Here is a 25,057-nt window from a genome sequence, read left to right on the forward strand (position 1 = left end):
TCGGGCTGCGGTTTTTTTTTCGTCTTCGCTTTGCTTTGGTCCAGTAAAAAAGCCACCGGCAAATGACTGCGCGGTGGCTGCAAGCCAAGGGCGGACGCTGCCGCCCCAAGGCCCGAAAAGAGGCTTGCTTACTTCATGTCGTCGGTGATGACGCGCACGATGCGCTGGGCATTGGCCGATGTCTCGGGCTGGCCCTGGGTGTTGAGCACGGTGACGGTGGACTTGTCGCCTTCGCTGCGCACCTGGATCTGGTACTTGACCGGCGCGGCCGCATCGGGCGAGCGGCTGAACAGCTTGCTGAAGAAGCCCTTGGGCTCGACCTTGGCGTCAGGCGCGACATAGCGCACGAAGTAGATGCCGCGGCTGCGGTCACGGTCCTCCACGGTGAAGCCCGTGCGGTCCAGGGCCACGCCGACACGGCGCCATGCGCGGTCAAAGCCTTCGTCGATCTGCAGCACGGGCTGTCCGTTGGCGGATTCCATGCGCACGCTGCCGGTGGCGGCTGCCGTGGTGGTGTTGGCCTTGGCCACGGCATCGGCCTGCTCCTGGCTCACGCCGAGCTTGACCATCAGGCGGCGCAGGAATTCGGTTTCCAGTTCCGGATCCGAGGGGCGCGGCTGCCAGATGGTCTGGTCCTTCTGGGCGCTGGTGTAGACCTCCTGCATGCCGCGGTGCGTGATGTAGACCTCGGTGGAGCCGTCGGCCGAGCGCTCCAGGCGTGTGCGGAAGCGGTCGCGCTCGCTGGTGGAGTACAGGCCGTCGAAGACCTTGCCCAGCGTCTTGCGGATCACGTCCTGCGGGATCTTGGCGCGGTTCTCGGCCCAGTCGGTCTCGATGATGCCCAGCTGGCGGTCTTCGGTGGTGAAGATGAAGCCGTTTTCCAGCCAGAAGTCGCGCACGGGCTCCCACAGCTGGTCAGCCGGGCGCTTGATTACCAGCCAGCGCTGTTCGCCGTTGCGCTCGATGCGCACATCGCCCATTGCAACGGTGGCCGTGCGGCCTTCGCTGGGCTTTTGCGCCTTGGAGTTGGCTTCCATGGCTGCGGCGGAGACCACGCCACCGGGCACGGCATAGCGGGAATCCGTGGACAGCTGGGTCAGATCCGGGGGGACTTCCAGGGTGGGCGCCTGCTGCTTGCCGGCGCTCTTGTAGTCGATCTTGCTCTCTTGGAACGTGGTCGTGCAGGCTGTCAGGCCGATGGCCAGGCTCAGCAGGCTCAGACGTGCAATGGGCTGTTTCACGCGAATATCCTTGGTGCGTTCGGTCGGTGGGGCGGGGCGCCTCACAGCAGGCCAGCGGAGCCCAGGGCGGCTTCCACGGTGGCTTCCAGGTTCTTGCTCAGAGGTGTCATCGGCAGGCGCATGGCCGGGCCGCACAGGCCCAGGCGTGCTGCGGCCCACTTGACGGGAATGGGGTTGGCCTCGACGAAGAGGTTCTTGTGCACGGGCATCAGGCGCAGCTGGATGTCCATGGCGGTGCGCACATCGCCGGCCAGGGCCGCCTTGCACAGATCGCTCATCAGGCGCGGTGCCACGTTGGCCGTGACGCTGATGTTGCCATGGCCACCACACAGCATCAGGGCTACAGCGGTCGGGTCATCGCCGGAGTACACGCCGAAGTCCTTGGGCACTTCACGGATCAGCCATTGGGCGCGCTCGATGTTGCCCGTGGCTTCCTTGATGCCGATGATGGCAGGGATCTGCGCCAGGCGCAGCACGGTGTCGTGCTGCATGTCGGCCACGGAGCGGCCGGGCACGTTGTAGAGCACCACCGGCAGGTCGCCCACCGCTTCGGCAATCGCCTTGAAGTGCTGGTACTGGCCTTCCTGCGTGGGCTTGTTGTAGTAGGGCACGACCTGCAGCTGGCTGTCGGCGCCGACCTTCTTGGCGTAGCGGGCCAGCTCGATGGCTTCGTGCGTGCTGTTGGCGCCGCAGCCGGCCATCACGGGCACGCGGCCCGCAGCCTGCTCGACGGACACGCGGATGATTTCGCAGTGCTCCTCCACGTTGACGGTGGGGGATTCACCTGTCGTTCCCACCACGCCGATGCAGTCCGTGCCTTCGGCCACATGCCAATCGATGAGTTTTCGCAGCGCCGGGTAGTCAACACTACCGTCCTCGTGCATGGGCGTGATGAGGGCAACGATGCTGCCAGTGAGAGCGACGGAGGAGGATGTCATGTCCGCAAGAAAAAACGGGAAAGGATCATTCTAACGAGTGTCGGAGGCAGGCCCAAGGCGGGCGCCTGTAGGGATTCAGGCGATTGCAGAGCCTGACGCCTTCTGATGCGCCAGCATGGCCACGGGTTCCCGGCCTGTTGCATCGGGGAGCAGTGCCGCAATGCGCTGGACCATGCGATCGGGCTCGCCCAGCTGGCCGTGCTCGTAGGCCACGATGTGCCAGCCCGCGCAGGCCTGCAGCAGCTCGCCGGGCGCCAGCAGGAAATCGGGGCGGGAAGGCTTGCCGAAAGCCTCGTTGCCCTGGGCAAAGGTTTCGTACAGCAGCACGCCGCCGGGGGCCACGCTGTCCAGCAGTGCCGGCCACAGCGGGCGCCACAAATAGTGGGTCACGACCACGGCGCCGAACTGCCGGCCGGGCAGGGGCCAGGGGCCGTTTTCGATGTCGGCGCACAGCAGCTCGCCCACGCCCTGCAGGCCGGCCAGGGCCTGGGCGTCGCGGTCCACGCCGGTGACGGCGTGGCCACGCGCATGGAACCAGCGCATGTGCCGGCCGGGGCCGCAGGCCACGTCAAGCACCGAGGCCTGGGGCGCCAGAAGGTGTGACCAGCGTTGGATCCAGGGCGAGGGCGGCTTGGCTGCGTGCATGTGCAATTTTGGAAATAAAGTGAAAGCGGCCGACATTGTGCCGGCAGGCCTTCGCAGCTGCCGCTTCCATTTCAGAAGCAGGCCCAGATCTGGTCTGCCATGCCCAGCATGAACTGCGGCTGCAGGTAGAGCATGAAGACCAGACCCAGCACCAGCAGCACGGCGGCCCACAGCGCCAGCCTGCGCAGGATGCGTGGGCGGGGCTTGGTGGATGTCGTCATGGATGTCGTCATCTCAGGCAGCGGCCTGGGCCGCGCGCAACCGTGCCACGGGGGCTTCGCGGATGGGCAGGTTCAGCAGGCCGGCGGCCACGCCCAGGCCGATGGCGAGGTACCAGACCACCTGGTAGCTGCCCGTGTGGTCATAGAGATAGCCGCCCAGCCAGACGCCCAGGAAGCTGCCCACCTGGTGGCTGAAGAACACCATGCCGCTCAACATGGACAGATGCTGCACGCCGAAGATCTGTGCCACGGTGGCATTGGTCAGCGGCACGGTGGACAGCCACAGCAGGCCCATGGCGGCAGAGAAGATGTAGACCGACCAGGGCGTCAGCGGCGCCAGCAGGAAGAGCACGATCACCACCGAGCGCGTGAAGTAGATGGTGGACAGCAGGTAGCGCTTGGGCAGGCGCTGGCCCAGGTTGCCGGCCACGTAGGTGCCAACGATGTTGAACAGCCCCACCAGCGCCAGCGAGATGCTGGCCACCTGCGGTGCCAGGCCGTAGTCCTTGAGGTAGCTGGGCATGTGCACGCCGATGAACATCACCTGGAAGCCGCAGACGAAGTAGCCGGCCGTCAGCAGCACGAAGCTGGGCGTGCGCAGCGCTTCGGCGACGGCCTGGCCCGCGCTCTGGTCGCGCACGGGACGGGCGTTGCCGGGCTGGAAGCCGGGCTCGCGCAGGCCGAAGGCCAGCGGAATGATCATCAGCGCGCACAGCGACAGCAGCAGCAGGGCGTTGGACCAGCCGAAGTTCGAGATCAGGCTGCCTTCCACGGGCACCATGAAGAACTGGCCGAAGGAGCCCGCCGCCGCCGTCACGCCCATGGCCCAGCTGCGCCGCGCCACGGGAATCTGGCGGCCCAGCACACCGTAGATCACGGCATAGGTGGTGCCTGCCTGCGCTGCGCCGATCACCACGCCGGCCGTCAGGGCGAACCAGGTTGTCGTGGGCGCCATGGCCATGCCGGCCAGGCCCAGCGCATACAGCAGCGCGCCCACCAGGAGCACGCGGAAGGCGCCGAAGCGATCGGCCAGCATGCCGCCGAAGATGCCGAGCACGCCCCAGGACAGGTTCTGGATGGCGATGGCCAGCGCGAAGGACTCGCGCGTCCAGCCCATCTCCTGGGTGATGGGCTGTAGCCACAGGCCGAAGCCGTGGCGGATTCCCATGGACAGCGTCACGACTGCGCCCCCGCACAGCAGTATCTGCACCATGGACATGGGTTGGTTGTTTTTTTGCATGCGGCAAACTTTAGCGAAACTCCGGGTTTTGCGCTGTGCCGCTTGGGTCGCCCATGCGCCAGCGCGGCCCTTGATGGCGGCGGCTTTTTCGGGATAGTCACTGTCAATGACTGTGAATGCATCCAGCACTGAGCCGGGCCGCGCACTACAATCCGCCCCCATGGCAGTCAAACCATCTCCCACTTCCGCCAGCGAATACTCCGAAGGCTCGATACGCGTGCTCAAGGGCCTTGAGCCCGTCAAGCAGCGTCCCGGCATGTACACGCGCACCGACAACCCCCTGCACGTGCTGCAGGAGGTGATCGACAACGCGGCCGACGAGGCACTGGCCGGCTTCGGCAAGAAAATCCGCTTTACCCTGCATTCCGACGGCTCCTACAGCGTCGAAGACGACGGCCGGGGCATCCCCTTCGGCATGCATCCCGAGGAAAAGGCGCCCGTGGTGGAGCTGGTCTTCACGCGGCTGCATGCGGGCGGCAAGTTCGACAAGGGCAAGGGCGGCGCCTACAGCTTCTCGGGGGGCCTGCACGGCGTGGGCGTCTCGGTCACGAATGCACTGGCCACGCGGCTTGAGGCCTGCATCCACCGCGAGGGCAAGGTGGCCACCATCGCCTTCTCGGGCGGCGACGTGGTCGAGCCCCTGCAGTCGCGGCCGCTGGCCGCGGGCGAACGCAAGCAGGGCACGACCGTGCGCGTGTGGCCCGATGCCCGCTATTTCGAATCGCCCCAGCTGCCCATGGGCGAGCTGATGCACCTGCTGCGCAGCAAGGCCGTGCTCATGCCCGGCGTGTCTGTGACCCTGGTCAACGAGAAGACGCGCGACACCCAGACCTGGCAGTTCAAGGGCGGCCTGCGCGACTACCTGCAGCAAAGCCTGCATGGCGAGGCGGTCATCCCCCTGTTCGAGGGCGAGGGCTTTGCCGACCGCCACCACGACAGCTTTGCCGAAGGCGAGGGCGCCGCCTGGTGCGTGGCCTTCACCGAGGACGGCGCACCGCTGCGCGAAAGCTATGTCAACCTGATCCCGACCACCGCCGGCGGCACGCATGACAGCGGCCTGCGCGACGGCCTGTTCCAGGCGGTCAAGGCCTTCATCGAGATGCACTCGCTGCTGCCCAAGGGCGTCAAGCTCATGCCGGACGACGTCTTTGCGCGCGCCAGCTATGTGCTCAACGCCAAGGTGCTGGACCCGCAGTTCCAGGGCCAGATCAAGGAGCGCCTGAACTCGCGCGATGCCGTGCGCCTGGTCAGCGGCTATGTGCGCCCCGCGCTGGAGCTGTGGCTCAACGAGCACGTGGAATGGGGCCGCAAGCTGGCCGAGATCGCCATCAAGGCCGCGCAGACCCGCCAGAAGGCGGGCCAGAAGGTCGAAAAGCGCAAGGGCTCGGGCGTGGCCGTGCTGCCGGGCAAGCTCACCGATTGCGAAAGCCGCGACCTGAGCCTGAACGAGGTCTTCCTGGTCGAGGGCGACTCGGCCGGCGGCAGCGCCAAGATGGGCCGCAACAAGGAAACCCAGGCCGTGCTGCCCCTGCGCGGCAAGGTGCTCAACACCTGGGAGGTGGACCGCGACCGGCTGTTCGCCAACAACGAAATCCATGACATCTCGGTGGCCATCGGCGTGGACCCGCATGGCCCCAACGACACGCCCGACCTGTCGGGCCTGCGCTATGGCAAGGTCTGCATTCTTTCGGATGCCGACGTGGATGGCTCGCACATCCAGGTGCTGCTGCTGACGCTGTTCTTCCGCCATTTCCCCAAGCTCATTGAGGCCGGCCACATCCATGTGGCGCTGCCGCCGCTGTTCCGTGTGGACGTGCCTGCGCGCGGCAAGAAGCCTGCGGCCAAGATGTACGCGCTGGACGAGGGCGAGCTGACCGCCATCCTGGACAAATCGGCCAAGGACGGCGTGCCGCGCGAGAAATGCCAGATCAGCCGCTTCAAGGGCCTGGGCGAGATGAATGCGGAGCAGCTGTGGGAGACCACGCTCAACCCCGACACGCGTCGCCTGCTGCCCGTGCAGTTCATGAACCTGGACTTCGCGGCGGCCGAGCAGGTCGTCACCAAGCTCATGGGCAAGGGCGAGGCCGCAGCGCGCCGCGAGCTCATGGAGCTCCATGGCGACGCCATTGAAGTCGACATCTGACCCATGACTGTGCTCCGCGCCGCCCTGAAGCACCGCCCGCACCTGGCGCGCGGCGCCGGGGTGCGCGCGCTGGCGGCGCTGGGCCTGGCCCTGGCGCTGTGGGGGCTGGCACGGCCGGCGCATGCCGATCTCTGGGCCTTCGTGGACGAGCGCGGCATCACGCACTTCGCTGCAGAGGCGCTGGACGAGCGCTACAGGCTGTACTTTCGCGGCTCGGTCTATGACAGCACCGAGCAGGGGCTCAAGCCCCCGATGGTGCAGGCCGAGGCCGCTGCCGACGCTGACGGCAGCGGCGATGCCGGCCGCAGGCTGCAGGCGCATACGCGGCTGCAAAGCTTCTTCGACATCTCGCCGCGCTACAAGAGCGTGCGCGGCCATCTGCGCAAGGCGGCGGACCGCACGGGCGTGGACTACGACCTGCTCAAGGCCGTGATCGCCGTCGAGTCGGGCTTTGACGCGCAGGCCATCTCGCCCAAGGGGGCGGTCGGCCTGATGCAGCTGATGCCGGCCACGGCCCAGCGCTTCGGCGTGGAGGCCAGCCGCCAGCGCAGCGTGCAGCAGCAACTGGCCGATCCGGCCGTCAACGTGCCGGCCGGCGCGCGCTACCTCAACCATCTGATGGGGCTGTTCCCCGGCCGGCTGGACCTGGTGCTGGCCGCCTACAACGCAGGCGAGGGCGCCGTGCGGCGCGCGGGCCAGGCCATCCCTCCCTTCCAGGAAACCCGCAATTACGTGAAGGCCGTGCTCGGCATCTACGAGCAGCTGCAGGGCGGGCGCGAGCGCGCGGGCCCTGCAGCGCCTGCAGCAGCGGCGTTGCCGGGCACCACACCCCGGGTGCGCATGACGCTGCCCACAGGACTGCCCACGCCGCAATGAGCGGCATTCATTGCATTTTTTGAGATCACGAATTTCTTCATGAGCGACCAAACCTCTCTGGATCTGGCACAACAGGCGGCCGGCGATGCACTGGACCTGGGCCAGTACGCGCAACGGGCCTATCTCGAATACGCACTGTCCGTGGTCAAGGGCCGGGCACTGCCCGATGTGACCGACGGCCTCAAGCCCGTGCAGCGGCGCATTCTGTACGCCATGGACCGCATGGGCCTGAGCTACAGCGGTCCCAACCACAACACGGCAGCCAAGCCCGTCAAGAGCGCACGCGTGGTCGGCGATGTGCTGGGCCGCTTTCACCCGCACGGCGACCAGTCGGCCTACGACGCGCTGGTGCGCATGGCGCAGGACTTCAACCAGCGCTATCCGCTGGTCGATGGCCAAGGCAACTTCGGCAGCCGCGACGGCGACGGCGCAGCCGCCATGCGCTACACCGAGGCGCGCCTGTCCAAGATCACGGGCCTGCTGCTCGACGAGATCGACATGGGCACGGTGGACTTCGTGCCCAACTACGACGGCAGCACGCAGGAGCCGCAGCAACTGCCCGCGCGCCTGCCGTTCGCCCTGCTCAATGGCGCCAGCGGCATTGCCGTGGGCCTGGCCACGGAAATCCCCAGCCACAACCTGCGCGAGGTGGCCGACGCCTGCGTGGCCCTGATCAAGCGGCCCCAGCTCAGCGACGAGGAACTGTTCCAGATCATCCCCGGCCCCGACTATCCGGGTGGCGGGCAGATCATCAGCAGCGCCTCCGACATCCAGGACGCCTATCGCACGGGCCGTGGCAGCCTCAAGCTGCGCGCGCGCTGGAAAATCGAGGAGCTGGCGCGCGGCCAGTGGCAGATCGTGGTGACCGAGCTGCCGCCCGGCGTCTCGGCGCAGAAGGTGCTCGAAGAGATCGAGGACATCACCAATCCCAAGGTCAAGACCGGCAAGAAGGCCTTGAGCCAGGAACAGACCCAGCTCAAGGCCAGCATGCTGGCCGTGCTCGACGGCGTGCGCGACGAGTCCAGCAAGGATGCGCCGGTGCGCCTGGTCTTCGAGCCCAAGACCGGCAAGGTGCCGCAGCAGGAACTGATCACGGCGCTGCTGGCGCATACCAGCCTGGAGTCGTCCAGCTCCATCAACCTGACCATGATCGGCCTCGATGGCCGCCCCGTGCAGAAAAGCCTGCGCCTGATGCTCGAGGAATGGATCGCCTTCCGCCAGACCACGGTCACGCGGCGCAGCCAGCACCGGCTGGCCAAGGTGCTGGACCGCATCCACATCCTCGAAGGCCGCCAGGCCGTGCTGCTGAACATCGACAAGGTCATCGCCATCATCCGGGCCAGCGACGAGCCCAGGCAGGCGCTGATCGATGCCTTTGCGCTGTCCGAGCGCCAGGCCGATGACATTCTGGAAATCCGCCTGCGCCAGCTGGCGCGGCTGGAAGCCATCAAGATCGAGCAGGAACTCAAGGAGCTGCGCACGGAGCAAGGCAAGCTCGAAGACATCCTGGGCAGCGAAAGCACCATGCGCCGCCTGATCTGCAAGGAGATCGAGGCCGATGCCAAGCAGTTCGCCGATGCGCGCCGCACACTGATCCAGGAGGAAAAGAAGGTCGTCGCCGAAGTCAAGGTGGTCAATGAACCCACCACGGTCATCATCTCGGACAAGGGCTGGGTGCGCACGCGCCAGGGCCATGGCGTCGATGCGGGCACGCTGAGCTTCAAGGCCGGCGACAGCCTGCACGGCACCTTCGAGTGCCGCACCGTGGACCAGTTGCTGGCCTTTGGCAGCAACGGCCGCATCTATTCGGTGCCGGTGGCCCAACTGCCCGGCGGGCGCGGCGATGGCCAGCCCGTGACCACGCTCATCGAGCTGGAGGCCGGCACCCAGATCCTGTACTACTTCGCCGGTGCCGAGGGCACGGCGCTGCTGCTGTCGGGGTCGGGTGGCTACGGCTTCGTGGCCATGGTGAGCGACATGGTCTCGCGCCAGAAGGCGGGCAAGGCCTTCGTCACGCTGGCCGACGGCGAGACGCTGTGCGCCCCGTCCACGGCCTACGGCGTGCCCATGGGCGCACGTGCCGAGCCGCAGGAAGGTGAGCAGGGCGCGGGCCTGCTGCTGCCGGCCACGCATGTGATCTGCGCTTCCACGGGCGGCCGCATCCTCACCTTCGAGATCGCCAGCCTCAAGCACATGGCCAAGGGCGGTCGCGGGCTGATGCTGCTCGATCTGGAGGACAAGGACACGCTGGCGGGCGCTGCCGCCTACACGCGCAGCATCCGCATCGATGGCGTGGGCCGCGGCGGCAAGGAGCGCAGCGAGACGCTGGAGATCCGCAGTCTCAACAATGCCCGTGGCACGCGCGGCCGCAAGGGCAAGTCGGCCGACCTGGGCTTCAAGCCGCAAAGCGTGACGCGCGTGGAGTAAGAGCGCGGCCGCCCCTGCAATGCCCTCCGCGAAAGGGGCGGATCAGGGGTTTTCTCTGGGTTTTTCCGGCCTCCGTGCCCTGCTGCAGGCCTCAACATGGAGTCTTCCAAAATGAGGGAGACTGGATATGCTGCGACTTCGCATGGCACACAAGCTGTGGCTTGCAGTGGCCGCCATCGTGGTGGCGCTGGTGGGCGTGGTCGGCTTGTCGGGCTATCGCTCGGCCCAGGTCCAGGCCCGGTCCGAGGCGGTGACCCAGGAGATGCAGGCGCGGGTCCAGGCCGCCGTGCGTTGGATGGGGCTGACCGAAACCAACGCAGCCCGTACCCAGGCCGTGGTGGTCAGTAGTGATGCCGCCGTCGAGGCCGAGTTCAAGGACGTGATCTCCGCCACCTCGGCGCGGATCACCGAGGTGCAGAAATCACTGGAAGCCATGCCCCTGTCCGACGCAGACAAGGCGCAGATGGCCAGGATTGCGGCAGCCCGCAAGACCATGATCGAACTGCGTGCCCAGGCACGCCAGCTCAAGGCCGATGGCCGGCAGGAGCAGGCGTTGGTCCTGGTCAAGCAGTCCTACAACCCTGCCGTGGATGCCTATCTGCAGTCGCTGCGCGACTTCGTGCAGATGCAGGAGCAGGTGGTGCGCAGCAGCCAGGAAGAGATGGCCGCCTCGCGCAGGCTCACTGTGGGCTTTGCCGCTGCGGCCGTGGGCCTGCTGCTGCTGGGCATCGTCATCGGCGCCCATTTCCTGATTGCCAGCATCCGCCGGCCCCTGGCCGAGGCCAGCGAACTGGCCGAACGCATTGCCGCAGGCGACCTGAGCGCAGGCGTGCAGGGACAGGCACAGCGTGCTGATGAATTCGGCGACCTGCTGCGCTCGCTGCAGGCCATGAGCGAATCGCTGTCGGGCATGGTGCAGCAGGTGCGCCAGAGCACGGACAGCATCGCCATCGCCAGCGCCGAGATCGCCACCGGCAACCAGGACCTGTCCGTGCGCACCGAGCAGACCTCCAGCAACCTGCAGGAGACGGCTGCCGCCATGGAGCAGTTCACCAGCACGCTGCAGCAAAGTGCCAGCAGTGCGCAGCAGGCCAGCAGCCTGGCGGCGGGTGCGTCACAGGTGGCGCAGCGCGGCGGCGAGGTCGTGGCCCGGGTGGTCGAGACCATGAAGGGCATCAACGACAGCAGCCGGCAGATTGCCGACATCGTGGGCGTCATCGACTCCATTGCCTTCCAGACCAATATCCTGGCGCTGAATGCCGCCGTGGAAGCGGCCCGCGCCGGAGAGCAGGGCCGGGGCTTTGCCGTGGTGGCGAGCGAGGTGCGCACGCTGGCACAGCGCAGCGCGGCGGCTGCCAAGGAAATCCGCCAGCTCATCGGCGCCTCGGTGGAGCGGGTGGAGGACGGCGCCCGCCTGGTGGGCGATGCCGGCACCACCATGGAGGGCATCGTGCAGTCCGTGCAGCGCGTGGCCGACACCATCGGCGAGATCACGGCGGCCTCTTCGGAGCAAAGCGCGGGCGTGGCCCAGGTCAACCAGGCCGTGGGACAGCTGGACCAGATGACGCAGCAGAACGCGGCCCTGGTCGAGCAAAGCGCAGCCGCGGCGCAAAGCCTGCGAGAGCAGGCCGAGCAATTGTCGCGGACGGTGGCGGTGTTCAAGGTGGCGCACCTGGCGCCTTCGCCGACGACGCTCGCAAGGCAGGCTGCGTCGGCGGCGCGCACTGCGCACAGCGCGGCCACAGCGCCAAGGCGGCCGGCAGCAGCCGTGGCGCCTGCGGCTGTCGGGCCGGTTGCCGCGCGGCCTGCCGCAGCAAGGGCGGCGGCGCCCAAGCTGGCTTCGGCGCCCCGGCCTGCCGCACCGGCAGCCGAGGATGGCCAATGGGAGAGTTTCTAGCCGCCTGCGAGCACGGCGGCGCCGTGCGGCGGCATGCTGCCGATCAGGCCAGTTCGGCGATCAGCTCGATTTCCACGCAGGAGCCCAGCGGGATCTGGGCCACGCCGAAGGCGCTGCGCGCATGCGTGCCGGCATCGCCGAAGACCTGGCCCAGCAGCTCGCTGCAGCCGTTGGCCACCAGGTGCTGCTCGGTGTAGTCGCCCGTGGAGTTGACCAGGCACATCAGCTTGACGATGCGGCGCACGCGGCCCAGGTCGCCGCCGGCGGCATGCTGGAGCGTGCCCATCAGGTCGATGGCGATGGCGCGCGCGGCCTGCTGGCCGTCGGCAGTCTGCAGATCACGGCCCAGCTGGCCGGCCCACACCTTGCCGTCCTTGCGCGCGATATGGCCGCTCAGGAACACCAGATTGCCCGTCTGCACATAGGGCACGTAGGCCGCCGCCGGGATGGCAGGCGACGGCAGTTCGATGTTCAGGGCCTTCAGTTGTTCGTAAACGCTCATCGTTGATTCCTTCGAGACAAGAAAAATCCGGCACCAGTGCCGGGGTGGCGGACAGTGTGACACAGCCCCTTGCACCCTGGCATGTCAGGGCCTGGGCTTCCGTCAGTCTGATTGTTGTCTGAATCCGAGGCGGTGCATGGTGGCTGCGCGGCATCCGCTCCTAGCATGTGTGGATGCACCCTGCGGCACCTGCCCAAACCCTCTCGCCGTCTTCCTGGACGCCCCTGCTGCTCGGCTGCGTGGCCGGTGCGGCCTGGCAGGTCACGCAGCCGCGCCTGTGGCCGCTGTGGATGTATCTGCTCTTGGCGGGCATGGGGCTGGCAGGCCTGGCATGGAGGGCATGGGCAGGCCGGCGCGGCCGTGGTGTGCACCGCCTGTGGGCCGCTGTCTGCGCTGCCTTGCTGGTGGGCGGGTTGACCGGCTGGCGGGCCCAGGACTTTGCGGGCCAGTCGCTGTCTCCGCCGTTGGAGGGGCGTGACCTGCGCATCGTCGGCGTCGTGGCATCGCTTCCCCAGAACATGGCCCAGGGCATGCGCTGGCGCATGGAGGTGGAGCAGGCTCGGATCGTCGGCAGCGAAGAGGTCTTGGCGCCGTTTCCTGCACTGATCGAACTGTCCTGGTACGCCCCCCGGGGCCGGCAGTCCAGGGGTGTTGCCATGCTGCCCGATCTGCGACCTGGCCAGCGCTGGGCGCTGACCGTGCGGCTCAAGCGCCCGCATGGCGCGCGCAATCCCCATGGTTTCGACTATGAGCTGTGGCAGTGGGAGCAGGGCGTGCAGGCCACGGGCCATGTGCGCGAACAGCCCGCTGCACGCCAACTGGCCGACACCGGCAGCCATGCCCTGCAGCGCTGGCGCCAGCAGATGCGCGATGCCATCTTGGGTCGCACAGCCGCGCTTGCGGCATCCCTGCAGCGCATCGGCCTGGACCCTGCCCATGCGCCGCGCATGCTGGGTGTGGTGGCCGCCCTGGCCATGGGTGATCAGCAGGCCATTGCGCGGGATGACTGGGCGCTGTTCCGGCATACCGGCGTGGCCCATCTGATGAGCATTTCCGGCCTGCACATCACCTTGTTCGCCTGGCTGGCAGCACTGGTGGTGGGGCGGCTGTGGCGCTGCAGCGCACGGGCCTGCCTGTGGTGCCCGGCGCCGCAGGCGGCCCTGCTGGCCGGCGTGCTGCTGGCGGGCGGCTATGCGCTGTTCAGCGGCTGGGGACTGCCGGCGCAGCGCACCGTCTGCATGCTGGCCAGCGTGGCTGCGTTGCGCGGCGCCGGACTGCGCTGGCCCTGGCCCGCCGTGTGGTGCCTGGCGCTGGCCGTGGTCGTGGTGCTGGACCCCTGGGCCCTGTGGCAGGCTGGCTTCTGGCTGAGCTTTGTGGCCGTGGGCGTGCTGCTGGCCACCGATGCGCGCATGCAGGGCGCGCAGCGGCCTTCGCTGCCTGCCCGTGCGCTGGCCTTGTGGGGCGAGCAATGGCGCATCTCGCTGGCGCTGGCGCCGCTGGGCCTGATGCTGTTCGGCCAGCTGTCGCTGTCGGGCCTGCTGGCCAATCTGGCGGCCATTCCCTGGGTGACCTTCGTGGTCACGCCGCTGGCCCTGCTGGGGGCCTTGTGGCCGCCCTTGTGGACAGGCGCGGCGCTGGCGCTGGCCCCGCTGCTGGAGCTGCTGCAATGGCTGGACCAGTGGGCATGGGCCGTGGTGCAACTGCCGCAGCCGCCGCTGTGGGCAGGGCTGGCTGCGCTGTGCGGTGGCCTGGCGCTGGTGGCTCCGGTGCCTGCCGGATGGCGCTGCTGGGGCCTGGCCATGTGCCTGCCGGCCCTGTGGTGGCCGTCGCCATCACCGGCGCATGGCGAGTTCGACCTGATGGCCGTGGACATAGGCCAGGGCAATGCCGTGCTGGTGCGCACGGCGCGGCACAGCCTGCTGTATGACACGGGGCCGCAGTACGGCCTGGACAGCAATGCCGGCGACCGGGTGCTGGTGCCGCTGCTGCAGGCTCTGGGTCTGAGGCTGGATGCCCTGTGGCTCAGCCACCGCGACAATGACCACACGGGCGGTGCATTGGCCGTGCATGCCGCGCAGCCGCAGGCGGAGGTCTGGGGGTCGGATTCCGTGATCCTTGACCCTGCGCTGGCCGGCCTGGGCGCTGTGCGCCGCTGCCAGGCGGGCCAGCACTGGGAATGGGATGGCGTGCGGCTGGAGGTGCTGCATCCGTCTGCCGGCGAACGGTTGCCCTCCGCACGGGCGCTGGCCCATGCCAATGCGGGCAGCTGCGTGCTGTTGCTGCGCTCGGCATCTGGCGTGCAGGCATTGCTGGCCGGTGACATCGAGGCTGGGCAGGAGCGGTCACTGGCAAGGGCCGGCGCCCTCACGCCCGTGCAGTGGCTGCTGGTGCCCCACCACGGCAGCCGCACTTCATCGAGCACCGCCTTGGTGCAGGCCCTGGCACCGCGCTGGGCCATGGTGCAGGCGGGATATCGCAGCCGTTATGGCCATCCTGTCCCCGAGGTGGTGCGCCGCTATGAGGCCCATGGCGCCGGCGTGGTGCAGTCGGCCCGCTGCGGCGCGGCGCACTGGCGCTCTTCGGACCCCGTGCACCTGGTCTGCGAGCGGGAAAGGGCGCGCCGCTATTGGGATGTGCACGTCACGCAGGGGCAGGGCGGATAGGGCGTGCGCCGATGGCGGAGCAGGATGCATATGCTGGATACCGCTTGTCCGGATTGAGGTTACCTATCGCTACACTGGTGCGATACGAGGGCTGGCCCGTAGCTTGCTAGACCCCGTACACATGCAGCGACAGGAGGTGACGAATGCATCCATTTGACGAGATGTACACGATGACGCCGTTCGACGGCAGCGATGTGCGCCTGCACTACAAGGACTACGCGCAATGGCTTGCGCGCCAGTCCGAACAGACGCTGCGAGCGCGCAGCGCCGAGGCCGAGATCATCTTCCGGCGCGTCGGCATCACGTTCGCCGTCTACGGCGACAAGGACGAAAGCGGCGCCGGCAACGAGCGCCTCATCCCCTTCGACCTGATACCGCGCGTCATTCCCGCACATGAGTGGTCGCGAATGCAGGCGGGCCTGGTGCAGCGCGTGACGGCGCTCAACCGCTTCCTGCACGATGTCTATCACGACCAGGAGATCCTGCGCGCGGGCCTGGTGCCGCGCGAACTGGTGCTGAACAACAGCCAGTACCGGCCCGAGATGCGGGGCCTGGCGGTGCAGGGCGGCATCTACGCCCACATTGCCGGCATCGATATCGTGCGCGCCGCCAATGCCCAGGGCGAGGGTGTGTACTACGTGCTGGAGGACAACCTGCGCGTGCCCTCGGGCGTGTCGTACATGCTGGAGAACCGGCGCATGATGATGCGGCTGTTCCCGGACCTGTTCTCGCGCCATCCCGTGGAGCCCGTGGCCCACTATCCCGACATGCTGCTGGAGACGCTGCGCGCCAGCGCGCCGGCCGGCACGCCCGAGCCCACGGTGGTGGTGCTGACGCCCGGCATGCACAACAGCGCCTACTTCGAGCATGCCTTCCTGGCCCAGCAAATGGGCGTGGAGCTGGTCGAGGGCCAGGACCTGGTGGTGGACAAGGACGTGGTCTACATGCGCACCACGCGCGGCCCACAGCGCGTGGACGTGATCTACCGGCGCGTGGACGATGATTTTCTCGACCCCGAAGTCTTCCGCCCCACCTCCACGCTGGGCTGCCCCGGCCTCATGCGCGCCTACCGTGCCGGCAACGTGAGCATCTGCAATGCAGCGGGCACGGGTGTGGCCGATGACAAATCGGTCTACCCCTATGTGCCGGAGATGATCCGCTTCTACCTGGGCGAGGAACCCATCCTGCAGAACGTGCCGACCTGGCTGTGCCGCAAGCCCGATGACCTGCGCTACGTGCTCGACCACCTGGACGAGCTGGTGGTCAAGGAAGTCCACGGCGCCGGTGGCTACGGGATGCTGATCGGGCCTGCCGCCTCGCGCGGCGAGATCGAGGATTTCCGCCGCGCGCTCATCGCCAATCCCGGCGGCTATATCGCGCAGCCAACGCTGGCGCTGTCCACCTGCCCCACCCTGGTGGAGCAGGGCATCGCACCAAGGCACATCGATTTGCGGCCCTTCGTGCTCAGCGGCAACCAGGTGCGCATGGTGGCCGGCGGCCTCACGCGCGTGGCGCTCAAGGAGGGCTCGCTGGTGGTCAATTCATCACAGGGCGGCGGCACCAAGGACACCTGGGTGCTCGGGGCCGGTGAGTCAAACGAGGGAGGACATTGAATGCTCAGCCGTACTGCCGATCATCTGTACTGGATGTCCCGCTACACGGAGCGTGCGGAGAACACCGCCCGCATGCTCAACGTCTCCTATGACACCTCCATGCTGCCCCAGGCGCCGCAGGTGGCGCGCAAGGCCTGGCAGGGCGTGCTGTCCATCAGCGAGCTGATCCCCTCCTACGCCGCCCGCCACGGCGAGGTGCAGCGCGAGGCCGTGCTGCACTTCATGGTGCGCGACGAGAGCAACTCCTCGTCCATCGCCTCCTGCCTGCGCGCTGCGCGGGAGAATGCGCGCGCCGTGCGCGGCGCCCTGACCACCGAGGCCTGGGAGACCCAGAACCAGACCTGGCTGGAGCTCAAGCGCCTGCTGGCCGAGGGCGACTGGGAGCGCGATCCGGGCCAGTTCTTCGAATGGGTCAAGCACCGCTCGCACCTGTCGCGCGGCGTGACGCTGGGCACCATGCTGCAGGACGAGGCCTTCCACTTCCTGCGCCTGGGCACCTTCATCGAGCGCGCCGACAACACGGCACGCCTGCTGGACGTGAAGTTCCACGCCATCGAGCGCGACTACCACGGCAGCGCACGCAACGGCGCATCGGGCAAGGCAGCCACGCCGTTCGACTTCTACCACTGGAGCGCGCTGCTGCGCAGCGTCTCGGCCTTCGAGGTCTACCGCAAGGTCTACCGCGACGTGATCACGCCTGAGCGCGTGGCCGAGCTGCTGATGCTGCGCAGCGACATGCCGCGCTCGCTGCTGGCCAGCATGCTGGAGGTGGTGGCCAACCTGGAAAGCGTGGCCAACGCCCAGTCGCGCGAGACCCAGCGCAAGGCAGGCCGCCTGCTGGCCGACCTGCGCTATGCGCGCATCGACGAAATCCTGGCCACGGGCCTGCACGCCTATCTCACGCAGTTCCTGGACCGCGTGCACGACCTGGGCCAGGGCATCAGCCGGGACTTTCTGGTGCCCGCCTGAGTCCGCCGGCCGCCATGCAGCACAAAGCCGCCCTCGGGCGGCTTTGTTCATTGGCTCATGGGGCGGGCCGAATTCAGGCCTGCGCGCTGCCCAGGTCCAGCACAACGCCCTCGGCGCCGCCGATGGGCAGCACGTCGCAGTTGTCGCCAGGGCCGCCACGGTCGATCACGATGAAGCGCGCCGGCGCATTCAACGCGATCAGCGAGTGATGCCAGACGCCGCGCCGGTAGTTCACGCCCTGGCGTCCGTTGGTGATGAAGGCGCGCAGGTCGGCGATTGCCACCTGTTCGCCCAGGGGGGCCACCACCACGATGAAGGGCTGTGCATCCAGCGGCATGAAGGCCTGGCTGCCCAGGGGGTGGCGCTCCATGCTGGTCAGCCGCAGGGGCAGCGCATAGGGCCGGGCATGGAACAGGTTGATCAGCCCATGGCCTTCGCTGCCGCCCGTGTCCACGCGGGCCAGGGCGTGGTAACGCTCGGTCATGCCATCGTTGATGAGCAGCGGTGTGTGGCCTGTGCTGTCCAGGACCTCGCCAAACTCGGCAAAGGCCTCGGCGGTCAGCGGCTGGGCGCGCAGGCAAAGGCTGGCGGGGCGGGTCTCTGACAAGGTGTTCACGAAGTTTTGCCTCTTGTTTTCGTACTGGTAATACCAGTTTGCAGTTGGACCGGATTTTTGTCAAACCTCGGGGAATTGGTTTTGCTTGCGTTGAATTGGGGTAAATGCGAGTGCACATGGCAAAGCGCTGGGGGTACCGTTCGCTTCGTAATTTCATACCGGTAATACCAGTTGGTCGCAACTCCTCAACCAAGGACTCCCTGATGTCATCTCTTCCCGCATCTGCCGAGGTCGCCGGCGCGGCGCCGGCGCTGGCCAGCGAAACGCCGGCCGAGGCCGCCGTCTACCGCAAGGTGGCCTGGCGCCTGCTGCCCTTCATCATGGCCTGCTATGTGGCGGCCTACCTGGACCGGGTGAACGTGGGCTTCGCCAAGCTGCACATGCTGGCCGACCTGCAGTTCAGCGAGGCCATGTACGGCCTGGGTGCGGGGCTGTTCTTCATCGGCTACTTCTTCTTCGAGGTGCCCAGCAACATGCTGATGCACCGCATAGGCGCCAAGGCCACCATCTCGCGGATCATGATCATGTGGAGCCTGATCTCGGCGGCCATGATGTTCGTGAGCACGCCCACGCAGTTCTACGTGCTGCGCTTTCTGCTGGGCGCGGCCGAGGCAGGCTTCTACCCCGGCATGATCCTGTACATGACCTACTGGTTTCCGTCGTACCGGCGCGCCCGCATGGTGGCGCTGTTCATGTGCGCGATTCCGGTCTCGGGCATCCTGGGCGGCCCGCTGTCGGGCGGCATCATGGACCTGATGCAGGGCGTGGCGGGGCTGCGCGGCTGGCAGTGGCTGTTCCTGCTCGAGGCCATCCCCTCGATGATCCTGGGCCTGGCCGTGCTCTGGTACCTGGACAACGGCATCCGCGCCGCACGCTGGTTGACCGAGGCGGAAAAGACCCTGCTGGAGCGCAACATCGCCCGCGAGAACGCCAGCAAGAGCGATAGCCATGTGACGCTGCGCGCGCTGTTCTCCGACCCGCGCATCATCAAGATGGCCCTGATCTGCTTTTGCACCGTCATGGGCCAGTACGGCCTCACGTTCTGGCTGCCCAGCCTGATCCGCCAGTCGGGCGTGGAGGGTGCCTTTCACATCGGCCTGCTGACGGCCGTGCCGTTCTCGGTGGCCGTGGTGTCCATGAACCTGGTCAGCCGCAGTTCGGACCGCATGCGCGAGCGCCGCTGGCACCTGATCGTGCCGTTCTGCGTGGGCGCAGCGGGCCTGATGCTGTCGGCCATCTTCAGCGGCAACGTCTATCTGTCGCTGGCCGCCCTGGCGCTGGCCGCGGGCGGCAGCCTGGCGACCTCTCCGCTGTTCTGGAGCCTGCCCACGGCCATCCTGTCCAGCGCGGGTGCGGCAGCCGGCATTGCGCTGATCAACTCCTTTGCCAACCTGGCGGGCTTCATCAGTCCCTACATGATCGGCCTCATCAAGGATGCGACACAGAGCACCAATGCCGCCATGTTCGTGCTGGCCGGCGTGCTGCTGTTCGGCGCCTTCCTGACCTATACGGTGCCGGCCAAGCTGGTCAACAAGTAGAGGCACCAACGCCGCACGACCACACGACCACACGACCACACGACCACACGACCACACGACCACACGACCACACGACCGTGCGGCAGCGGTGCGCAGTCGCTAAGATCAGCGCACCTGCCGCCCCCGACCCCGAGACCTGCCAACGCATGGAACCCAGCACCGCTTCCAGTCCTTCCGCCAGCACCGCCGTTGCCGGCAATGCCGCCCGCGTGATCCGCGAGTGGATCGAGGGCGGCGTGTATCCGGTGGGCGCGCTGCTGCCGTCGCAGCGCGACCTGTCGGAGCAACTGGGCATCAGCCGGACCTCGCTGCGCGAGGCGCTGTCCACGCTGCAGGGGCTGGGCCTGGTCGTGGCGCGGCCCGGCAAGGGCATGTACGTGACCGAGGCCACCGACGCCCCGGCCTCTGCCGCAGAGGCCTGGCGCTTTGCCGACTCGCATGCGCTCACCGATGTCTATCAGCTGCGCTATGCGCTGGAGGGCTTTGTCGCACGCCTGGCCGCCCTGGTGGTGCAGCCCGAAGACGTGGCGGCCCTGCAGGCCAACCTGCAGGCCATGCAGCAGAGCATCGAGCTGGCCGATTTCGTGCAGGCCACGCGCCTGGATTTCGAATTTCACCTGCAGATCGCCACCATCTCGGGCAACCATGCGATTGCCGACGTGCTGCGCGGCAGTGGCGAGGTCATGCAGGAAAGCCAGCGCCTGCCGTATTACAAGCGCGGCGCGCGCCATGCGACCGCCGAGGAGCATGCCGCCATCATCGAGGCCCTGTCCCAGGGCCGGCCCGAGCTGGCGCAGCAGGCCATGGCCACGCACATCGTGCAGGCTGCCCAGCGCGCGGGCGTGCACTTTCCCACCGGCCTGTAGGCGCGCCGGCACGAGCCCGATCGGCCGGGTTTTTGGCCTTACCATCCTTGGCGCAACGCATTTTTCCCCTCTCTACAGACCGCCACGGATGCCGATCCATGACAAGCCAAGGAAATGAACTCTGCATACTGGCAGACGCCCTCGCGGCGCAGCGCGAAGGACTCTTGCAGACATGGCGCAAGGCCGTCAGACGGGACCCGGCACTGACCGCCGGCGAGGCGCTTCCCCGCACCCAGTTGAACGATCACATTCCGGCCGTGCTGGCCGCGTTCGAGCAGCAATTGCGGGCCCTCGGCGGTGCCCCGGCAGGCGCGGCCGAGCCGCCGGTCGATGGCGAGCAGGCCGCCGCCCATGGCCTGCACCGCTGGCAACAGGGCTATGACCTGCATGAAGTCGTGCGCGAGCTGGGCCTGCTCAACGAAGTCATGGTGGCGCAACTGGAGGCCTATGCCGAGGAGCATCCCGATGCGCATGGCGCCATGCCCGTTGCGCGCAAGGCCTGGGCCGCCACCTACACGCGCGACGTGCAGGACAGCAGCACCCAGTATTTCCGCCTGCAGCAGCAGGAGGCCGAGGGCCATGTGCGGGACCTGGAAGCGGCGCTGCATGACGTGAGCATGCTGGACCTGCAGCGCTCGCAACTGTGGGAGCAGGTCGCGCATGACCTGCGCAGCAACGTCGGCGTGGTGGCCAATGTGACGCATGGCCTGGGCATGCAGCATGCGCCGGCGCAGTCGCGCGAGAAGCTCCTGCGCATGCTGGACCGCAACGTCCAGTCGCTGCGCCATCTGCTGGATGACGTGACGGAACTGGCCAAGCTGCACGCCGGGCGCGAGCATCGCCAACTGACCTCCTTTGACGCAGCCGAGGTGATCACCCATCTGTGCGAGGGACTGCAGGCCCTGGCCAACGATCGCGGCCTGTACCTGCACCTGCAGGGGCCGGGGACGATGCCGGTGGAAGGGGATGCCTTGAAACTGCGCCGCATCGCGCAGAACCTGATACTCAACGCGCTCAAGTACACCCAGGAGGGCGGTGTCACGGTGAAATGGGCTCTGGGCGATGGGGAGGACCGGCGCCGCTGGATGCTCTCCATCGGGGACACGGGCCCTGGCATGGCGCCTGCGGCGCCTTTGGTTGCCGCCCTCAAGCAGGCCACGGACATGGACCCTTCGGGCCACCTGGGGTCGGCGACATCCGGGGAGGTCCGCACCGGGGGCGCGCCGCAGCAAGGCGGTGCGGCGGCCAGCTACCGCAGCGGCGCAGGCGAGGGGATCGGCCTGTCCATCGTCAAGCGGCTGGCGGAATTGCTGGACGCCACGATTGAGGTGCAGTCGGCCGCGCAGACCGGCACGACCTTTCTTCTGTTGTTTCCGCTGCGATACGCCGACGAGTGACCGATAGCCGGGCCAGAAGATGAAAAAACGGGCACACAGGCCCGTCGTTTCGAGTGCGGGGTGCGGCCTGTGCCGCCGCCCCTGAGTCCGATGCTCAGGACTCTTCGTCCATCTGCGACTGCAGGTAGTTCTGGATGCCGACCTTGTCGATCAGGTCCAGCTGGGTTTCGAGGTAGTCGATGTGCTCCTCGGTATCGTCCAGGATCTTTTGCAGCAGATCGCGCGAGACATAGTCGCGCACGCTTTCGCAGTGGGCGATGCCATCCTTGATGGTCTGCTGCGCGGTTTTCTCGCTGCTCAGGTCGCAAGCCAGGGCTTCGGGCACGTCCTCGCCGACTTGCAGCTTGCCCAGGTCCTGCAGGTTGGGCAGGCCGTCGAGCACGAAGATGCGGTCCATGAGCCAGTCGGCGTGCTTCATCTCGCCGATGGACTCCTTGTATTCCTTCTTGGCCAGCCTGTCGAAGCCCCAGTGCTTGTACATGCGGTAGTGCAGGAAGTACTGGTTGATGGCCGTCAGCTCGTTCTTGAGCTGGGCTTGCAGCCAGGTGATGACTTGTGCGTCGCCTTGCATGGGGAACTCCTTTGTTGTACGTGGGGGACCGCGCCGATCGCCGGCCGCTATAGGGGTGGATTGTCTAGGGTTTCTGCGTCAGATCAAGCAAACCCCTGTTATCGCGCATTGGCTGCTTATGAGGCGCGTTCTCGTTTGCGGGCCGGCTGCCGACGCGGCTGCGGGGTTGCTGCATTGCCTTGTCATATTTCGGCCCAAAATAGCCTCTTCAGGCCGGTGGCGGGCTGGTCAAGCCCGCAGGCCTGGAGACCAAGGATGTTCACATAGTTTTTGGCAATCGGATGAATTCAATCAATTCATTGGATCAATCGATTGCCTGGGCCTAGACTTCGTCCTGTGTTCACTCACCAACCACAAAGGAAACAGCAATGTCCGTGATCAACACCCAAATCAAGCCCTTCAAGACGCAGGCCTTCAAGAATGGCAAGTTCATCGAAGTGACCGAAAAGGACGTCCTGGGCAAGTGGGCCGTGTTCTTCTTCTACCCCGCTGACTTCACCTTCGTGTGCCCCACCGAACTGGGCGACGTGGCCGACCATTACGACGAACTGCAAAAGCTGGGCGTGGAAGTCTTCTCCGTGTCCACCGACACCCACTTCGTGCACAAGGCATGGCACGACACGTCGGACACCATCCGCAAGATCAAGTACACGATGCTGGGCGACCCCACCTGGGAAATCAGCAACAACTTCGAAGTCCTGCGTCCCGGCCAGGGCCTGGCTGACCGCGGCACCTTCATCGTCGATCCCGATGGCGTGATCCAGGCCGTGGAAATCACCGCCGAAGGCATTGGCCGCAACGCCGTCGATCTGCTGCGCAAGGTCAAGGCTGCCCAGTACGTCCGCAACCACCCCGGTGAAGTCTGCCCCGCCAAGTGGGAAGAAGGCGACAAGACCCTGGCTCCTTCCCTGGACCTGGTCGGCAAGATCTAAGCGGTACACCGCTTCCTGTTCACAGTTGAACTGTTGAAGACGCCCGGGTGCCTGGCGCCCGGGCTTTTTTTTCCGAAAATTCGTATTTCCCTAGGAGTCCGACATGCTTGACAACAACCTGAAAGCCCAATTGCAGGCCTACCTGGAGCGCCTGCAGCGTCCGGTGGAGCTGGTGGCTTCGCTGGATGACAGCCAGGGTGCGCGCGAGCTGAAGGAACTGCTGCTGGAAATCCGCGAGCTGAGCGACAAGATCACCGTCGTCGAGCACAACGACGCCGAGGTGCGCAAGCCCTCGTTCCTGATCACCAATCCCGGCGTGGACAGCGGCGTGCGTTTCGCAGGCGTCCCCCTGGGCCATGAATTCACCTCGCTGGTGCTGGCCCTGCTGCAGGTCGGCGGCCATCCGTCCAAGGAATCGGCCGAGCTGCTGGAGCAGGTGCGCAATATCGACGTGCCGCTGCACTTCGAGACCTATTACTCGCTGTCCTGCCACAACTGTCCCGACGTGGTGCAGGCGCTGAACCTGATGTCCGTGCTCAACCCCAAGATCAGCCATACCGCCATCGACGGCGGGCTGTTCCAGAAGGAAGTCGAGCAGCGCGAAGTCATGGGCGTGCCCACCGTCTTTGTGAACGGCGAGCGCTTCGGCCAGGGCCGCATGGAGCTGGCCGAGATCGTGGCCAAGGTCGATACCGGCGCCGCTTCGCGTGAAGCGGCCAAGATTTCCGCCAAGGATGCCTTCGACGTGCTGATCGTCGGCGGCGGCCCGGCCGGCGCGGCAGCTGCCATCTATGCGGCACGCAAGGGCATCCGCACCGGCATCGCCGCCGAGCGCTTCGGTGGCCAGGTGCTGGACACCGTGGACATCGAGAACTTCATCTCGGTCTCCAAGACCGAAGGCCCGCAACTGGCCGCCGCCATGGAGCGCCATGTGCGCGACTACGAGGTGGACATCATGAACCTGCAGACGGCGTCCAAACTGATTCCGGCCGCCACGGAAGGCGGGCTGATCGAGGTGCAGACCGCCTCGGGCGCCAGCCTCAAGGCCAAGACGGTCATCCTCTCGACCGGCGCGCGCTGGCGCAACATGAACGTGCCGGGCGAGGACAAGTACCGCACCAAGGGCGTGACCTACTGCCCGCACTGCGACGGTCCCTTGTTCAAGGGCAAGAATGTGGCCGTCATCGGCGGCGGCAACTCGGGCGTGGAAGCGGCCATTGACCTGGCCGGCATCGTGCGCAGCGTGACGCTGCTGGAGTTCGCCAGCGAGCTCAAGGCCGACGCCGTGCTGCAAAAGAAACTGCGCAGCCTGCCCAACGTCACGGTCATCCTCAACGCCCAGACCACCGAGGTCAACGGCGATGGCAAGAAGGTCACCGGCCTGACCTACAAGGACCGCACGACGGAAGAGGTCAAGACCGTGGCGCTGGAAGGCATCTTCGTGCAGATCGGCCTGCTGCCCAACACCGACTGGCTCAAGGGCACGGTGGAGCTGACACGCTTCGGCGAGATCGTGATCGACGCCAAGGGCCACACCAGCGTGCCCGGCGTGTTCGGCGCAGGCGACTGCACCAACGTGCCGTACAAGCAGATCATCATTGCTGCCGGTGCCGGCTCCACGGCTGCGCTGTCGGCCTTCGACCACCTGATCCGCCACTGACCAGCCGCTGCTCCGCCATGGCGCGGAGCAAGCCGGAGAAAGGGCCCGGATGCCATGGCATCCGGGCCCTTTTTTCATCGCCCGACCAGGGGCAGAAGGCCT

The 25,057-nt window shown here is 66.9% G+C and carries 20 protein-coding genes; 12 read left to right on the forward strand and 8 right to left on the reverse strand.

Annotation, left to right across the window (positions count from 1 at the left end):
- Positions 1–128 precede the first annotated feature (128 nt).
- The 5 genes from bamC to KDK82_RS03510 all read right to left on the reverse strand — a co-directional run bounded on the left by bamC (position 129) and on the right by KDK82_RS03510 (position 4,264).
- Positions 129–1,241: an outer membrane protein assembly factor BamC gene (gene bamC / locus KDK82_RS03495; RefSeq protein WP_034396421.1), complete on the reverse strand. Its 1,113-nt coding sequence runs from the start codon at positions 1,239–1,241 to the stop codon at positions 129–131.
- Positions 1,242–1,282: 41 nt separating this feature from the next.
- Complete coding sequence (gene dapA, locus KDK82_RS03500; RefSeq protein WP_012206888.1) at positions 1,283–2,179, reverse strand: 4-hydroxy-tetrahydrodipicolinate synthase; 897 nt, start codon at positions 2,177–2,179, stop codon at positions 1,283–1,285.
- 75 nt (positions 2,180–2,254) lie between these two features.
- Entirely contained in the window at positions 2,255–2,824 is a 570-nt protein-coding gene (locus KDK82_RS03505) for a bifunctional 2-polyprenyl-6-hydroxyphenol methylase/3-demethylubiquinol 3-O-methyltransferase UbiG (RefSeq protein ID WP_088164028.1), read from the reverse strand.
- 71 nt (positions 2,825–2,895) lie between these two features.
- Positions 2,896–3,045: a hypothetical protein gene (locus tag KDK82_RS32595; protein ID WP_179217843.1), complete on the reverse strand. Its 150-nt coding sequence runs from the start codon at positions 3,043–3,045 to the stop codon at positions 2,896–2,898.
- 13 nt (positions 3,046–3,058) lie between these two features.
- On the reverse strand, positions 3,059–4,264 hold the full coding sequence (locus KDK82_RS03510; RefSeq protein WP_179217915.1) for an MFS transporter: 1,206 nt from the start codon (positions 4,262–4,264) through the stop codon (positions 3,059–3,061).
- A gap of 181 nt (positions 4,265–4,445) precedes the next feature.
- Between KDK82_RS03510 and KDK82_RS03515 the strand changes: the two genes are divergently transcribed.
- The 4 genes from KDK82_RS03515 to KDK82_RS03530 all read left to right on the forward strand — a co-directional run bounded on the left by KDK82_RS03515 (position 4,446) and on the right by KDK82_RS03530 (position 11,628).
- Positions 4,446–6,428, forward strand: coding sequence for a DNA topoisomerase IV subunit B (locus KDK82_RS03515; RefSeq protein WP_012206884.1), 1,983 nt, complete (start codon positions 4,446–4,448; stop codon positions 6,426–6,428).
- A 3-nt stretch (positions 6,429–6,431) separates the two neighbouring features.
- Positions 6,432–7,304 carry a lytic transglycosylase domain-containing protein gene (locus KDK82_RS03520; protein WP_088164029.1) on the forward strand — a complete coding sequence of 291 codons (873 nt, stop codon included), beginning with the start codon at positions 6,432–6,434 and terminating at the stop codon, positions 7,302–7,304.
- A 39-nt stretch (positions 7,305–7,343) separates the two neighbouring features.
- A complete protein-coding gene (parC, locus tag KDK82_RS03525) occupies positions 7,344–9,731 on the forward strand; it encodes a DNA topoisomerase IV subunit A (protein ID WP_088164030.1) in 2,388 nt (795 codons plus the stop codon).
- 127 nt (positions 9,732–9,858) lie between these two features.
- On the forward strand, positions 9,859–11,628 hold the full coding sequence (locus KDK82_RS03530; RefSeq protein WP_088164031.1) for a methyl-accepting chemotaxis protein: 1,770 nt from the start codon (positions 9,859–9,861) through the stop codon (positions 11,626–11,628).
- A 43-nt stretch (positions 11,629–11,671) separates the two neighbouring features.
- On the opposite strand, the gene KDK82_RS03535 is transcribed toward KDK82_RS03530, so the two are convergent.
- Positions 11,672–12,130: a RidA family protein gene (locus tag KDK82_RS03535; RefSeq protein WP_012206880.1), complete on the reverse strand. Its 459-nt coding sequence runs from the start codon at positions 12,128–12,130 to the stop codon at positions 11,672–11,674.
- A gap of 173 nt (positions 12,131–12,303) precedes the next feature.
- Between KDK82_RS03535 and KDK82_RS03540 the strand changes: the two genes are divergently transcribed.
- The 3 genes from KDK82_RS03540 to KDK82_RS03550 all read left to right on the forward strand — a co-directional run bounded on the left by KDK82_RS03540 (position 12,304) and on the right by KDK82_RS03550 (position 17,375).
- A complete protein-coding gene (locus KDK82_RS03540; protein ID WP_088164032.1) occupies positions 12,304–14,793 on the forward strand; it encodes a DNA internalization-related competence protein ComEC/Rec2 in 2,490 nt (829 codons plus the stop codon).
- A 143-nt stretch (positions 14,794–14,936) separates the two neighbouring features.
- Positions 14,937–16,406: a circularly permuted type 2 ATP-grasp protein gene (locus KDK82_RS03545; RefSeq protein WP_012206878.1), complete on the forward strand. Its 1,470-nt coding sequence runs from the start codon at positions 14,937–14,939 to the stop codon at positions 16,404–16,406.
- Complete coding sequence (locus KDK82_RS03550) at positions 16,407–17,375, forward strand: alpha-E domain-containing protein (protein ID WP_012206877.1); 969 nt, start codon at positions 16,407–16,409, stop codon at positions 17,373–17,375.
- Positions 17,376–17,448: 73 nt separating this feature from the next.
- On the opposite strand, the gene KDK82_RS03555 is transcribed toward KDK82_RS03550, so the two are convergent.
- On the reverse strand, positions 17,449–17,991 hold the full coding sequence (locus KDK82_RS03555) for an ureidoglycolate lyase (protein ID WP_088164033.1): 543 nt from the start codon (positions 17,989–17,991) through the stop codon (positions 17,449–17,451).
- A gap of 203 nt (positions 17,992–18,194) precedes the next feature.
- Here KDK82_RS03555 and KDK82_RS03560 point away from each other — a divergent pair, with 203 nt between their 5' ends.
- From KDK82_RS03560 to KDK82_RS03570, 3 genes are all read left to right on the forward strand, one after another.
- Positions 18,195–19,529: an MFS transporter gene (locus KDK82_RS03560; RefSeq protein ID WP_013801125.1), complete on the forward strand. Its 1,335-nt coding sequence runs from the start codon at positions 18,195–18,197 to the stop codon at positions 19,527–19,529.
- A 146-nt stretch (positions 19,530–19,675) separates the two neighbouring features.
- On the forward strand, positions 19,676–20,395 hold the full coding sequence (locus KDK82_RS03565; protein ID WP_043795813.1) for a FadR/GntR family transcriptional regulator: 720 nt from the start codon (positions 19,676–19,678) through the stop codon (positions 20,393–20,395).
- A gap of 98 nt (positions 20,396–20,493) precedes the next feature.
- Positions 20,494–21,792 (forward strand): sensor histidine kinase, encoded by a 1,299-nt coding sequence (locus KDK82_RS03570; RefSeq protein ID WP_088164034.1) that lies wholly within the window; start codon positions 20,494–20,496, stop codon positions 21,790–21,792.
- A gap of 94 nt (positions 21,793–21,886) precedes the next feature.
- Here KDK82_RS03570 and bfr read toward each other — a convergent pair whose 3' ends face one another.
- Complete coding sequence (gene bfr / locus KDK82_RS03575; RefSeq protein WP_012206872.1) at positions 21,887–22,363, reverse strand: bacterioferritin; 477 nt, start codon at positions 22,361–22,363, stop codon at positions 21,887–21,889.
- Positions 22,364–22,731: 368 nt separating this feature from the next.
- Between bfr and ahpC the strand changes: the two genes are divergently transcribed.
- A complete protein-coding gene (gene ahpC, locus KDK82_RS03580) occupies positions 22,732–23,295 on the forward strand; it encodes an alkyl hydroperoxide reductase subunit C (protein ID WP_012206871.1) in 564 nt (187 codons plus the stop codon).
- A gap of 103 nt (positions 23,296–23,398) precedes the next feature.
- Entirely contained in the window at positions 23,399–24,955 is a 1,557-nt protein-coding gene (ahpF, locus tag KDK82_RS03585) for an alkyl hydroperoxide reductase subunit F (RefSeq protein WP_012206870.1), read from the forward strand.
- Positions 24,956–25,057: the final 102 nt, after the last annotated feature.

The sequence above is a fragment of the Delftia sp. K82 genome, assembly GCF_002193035.1.
Lineage (GTDB): Bacteria > Pseudomonadota > Gammaproteobacteria > Burkholderiales > Burkholderiaceae_C > Comamonas > Comamonas acidovorans.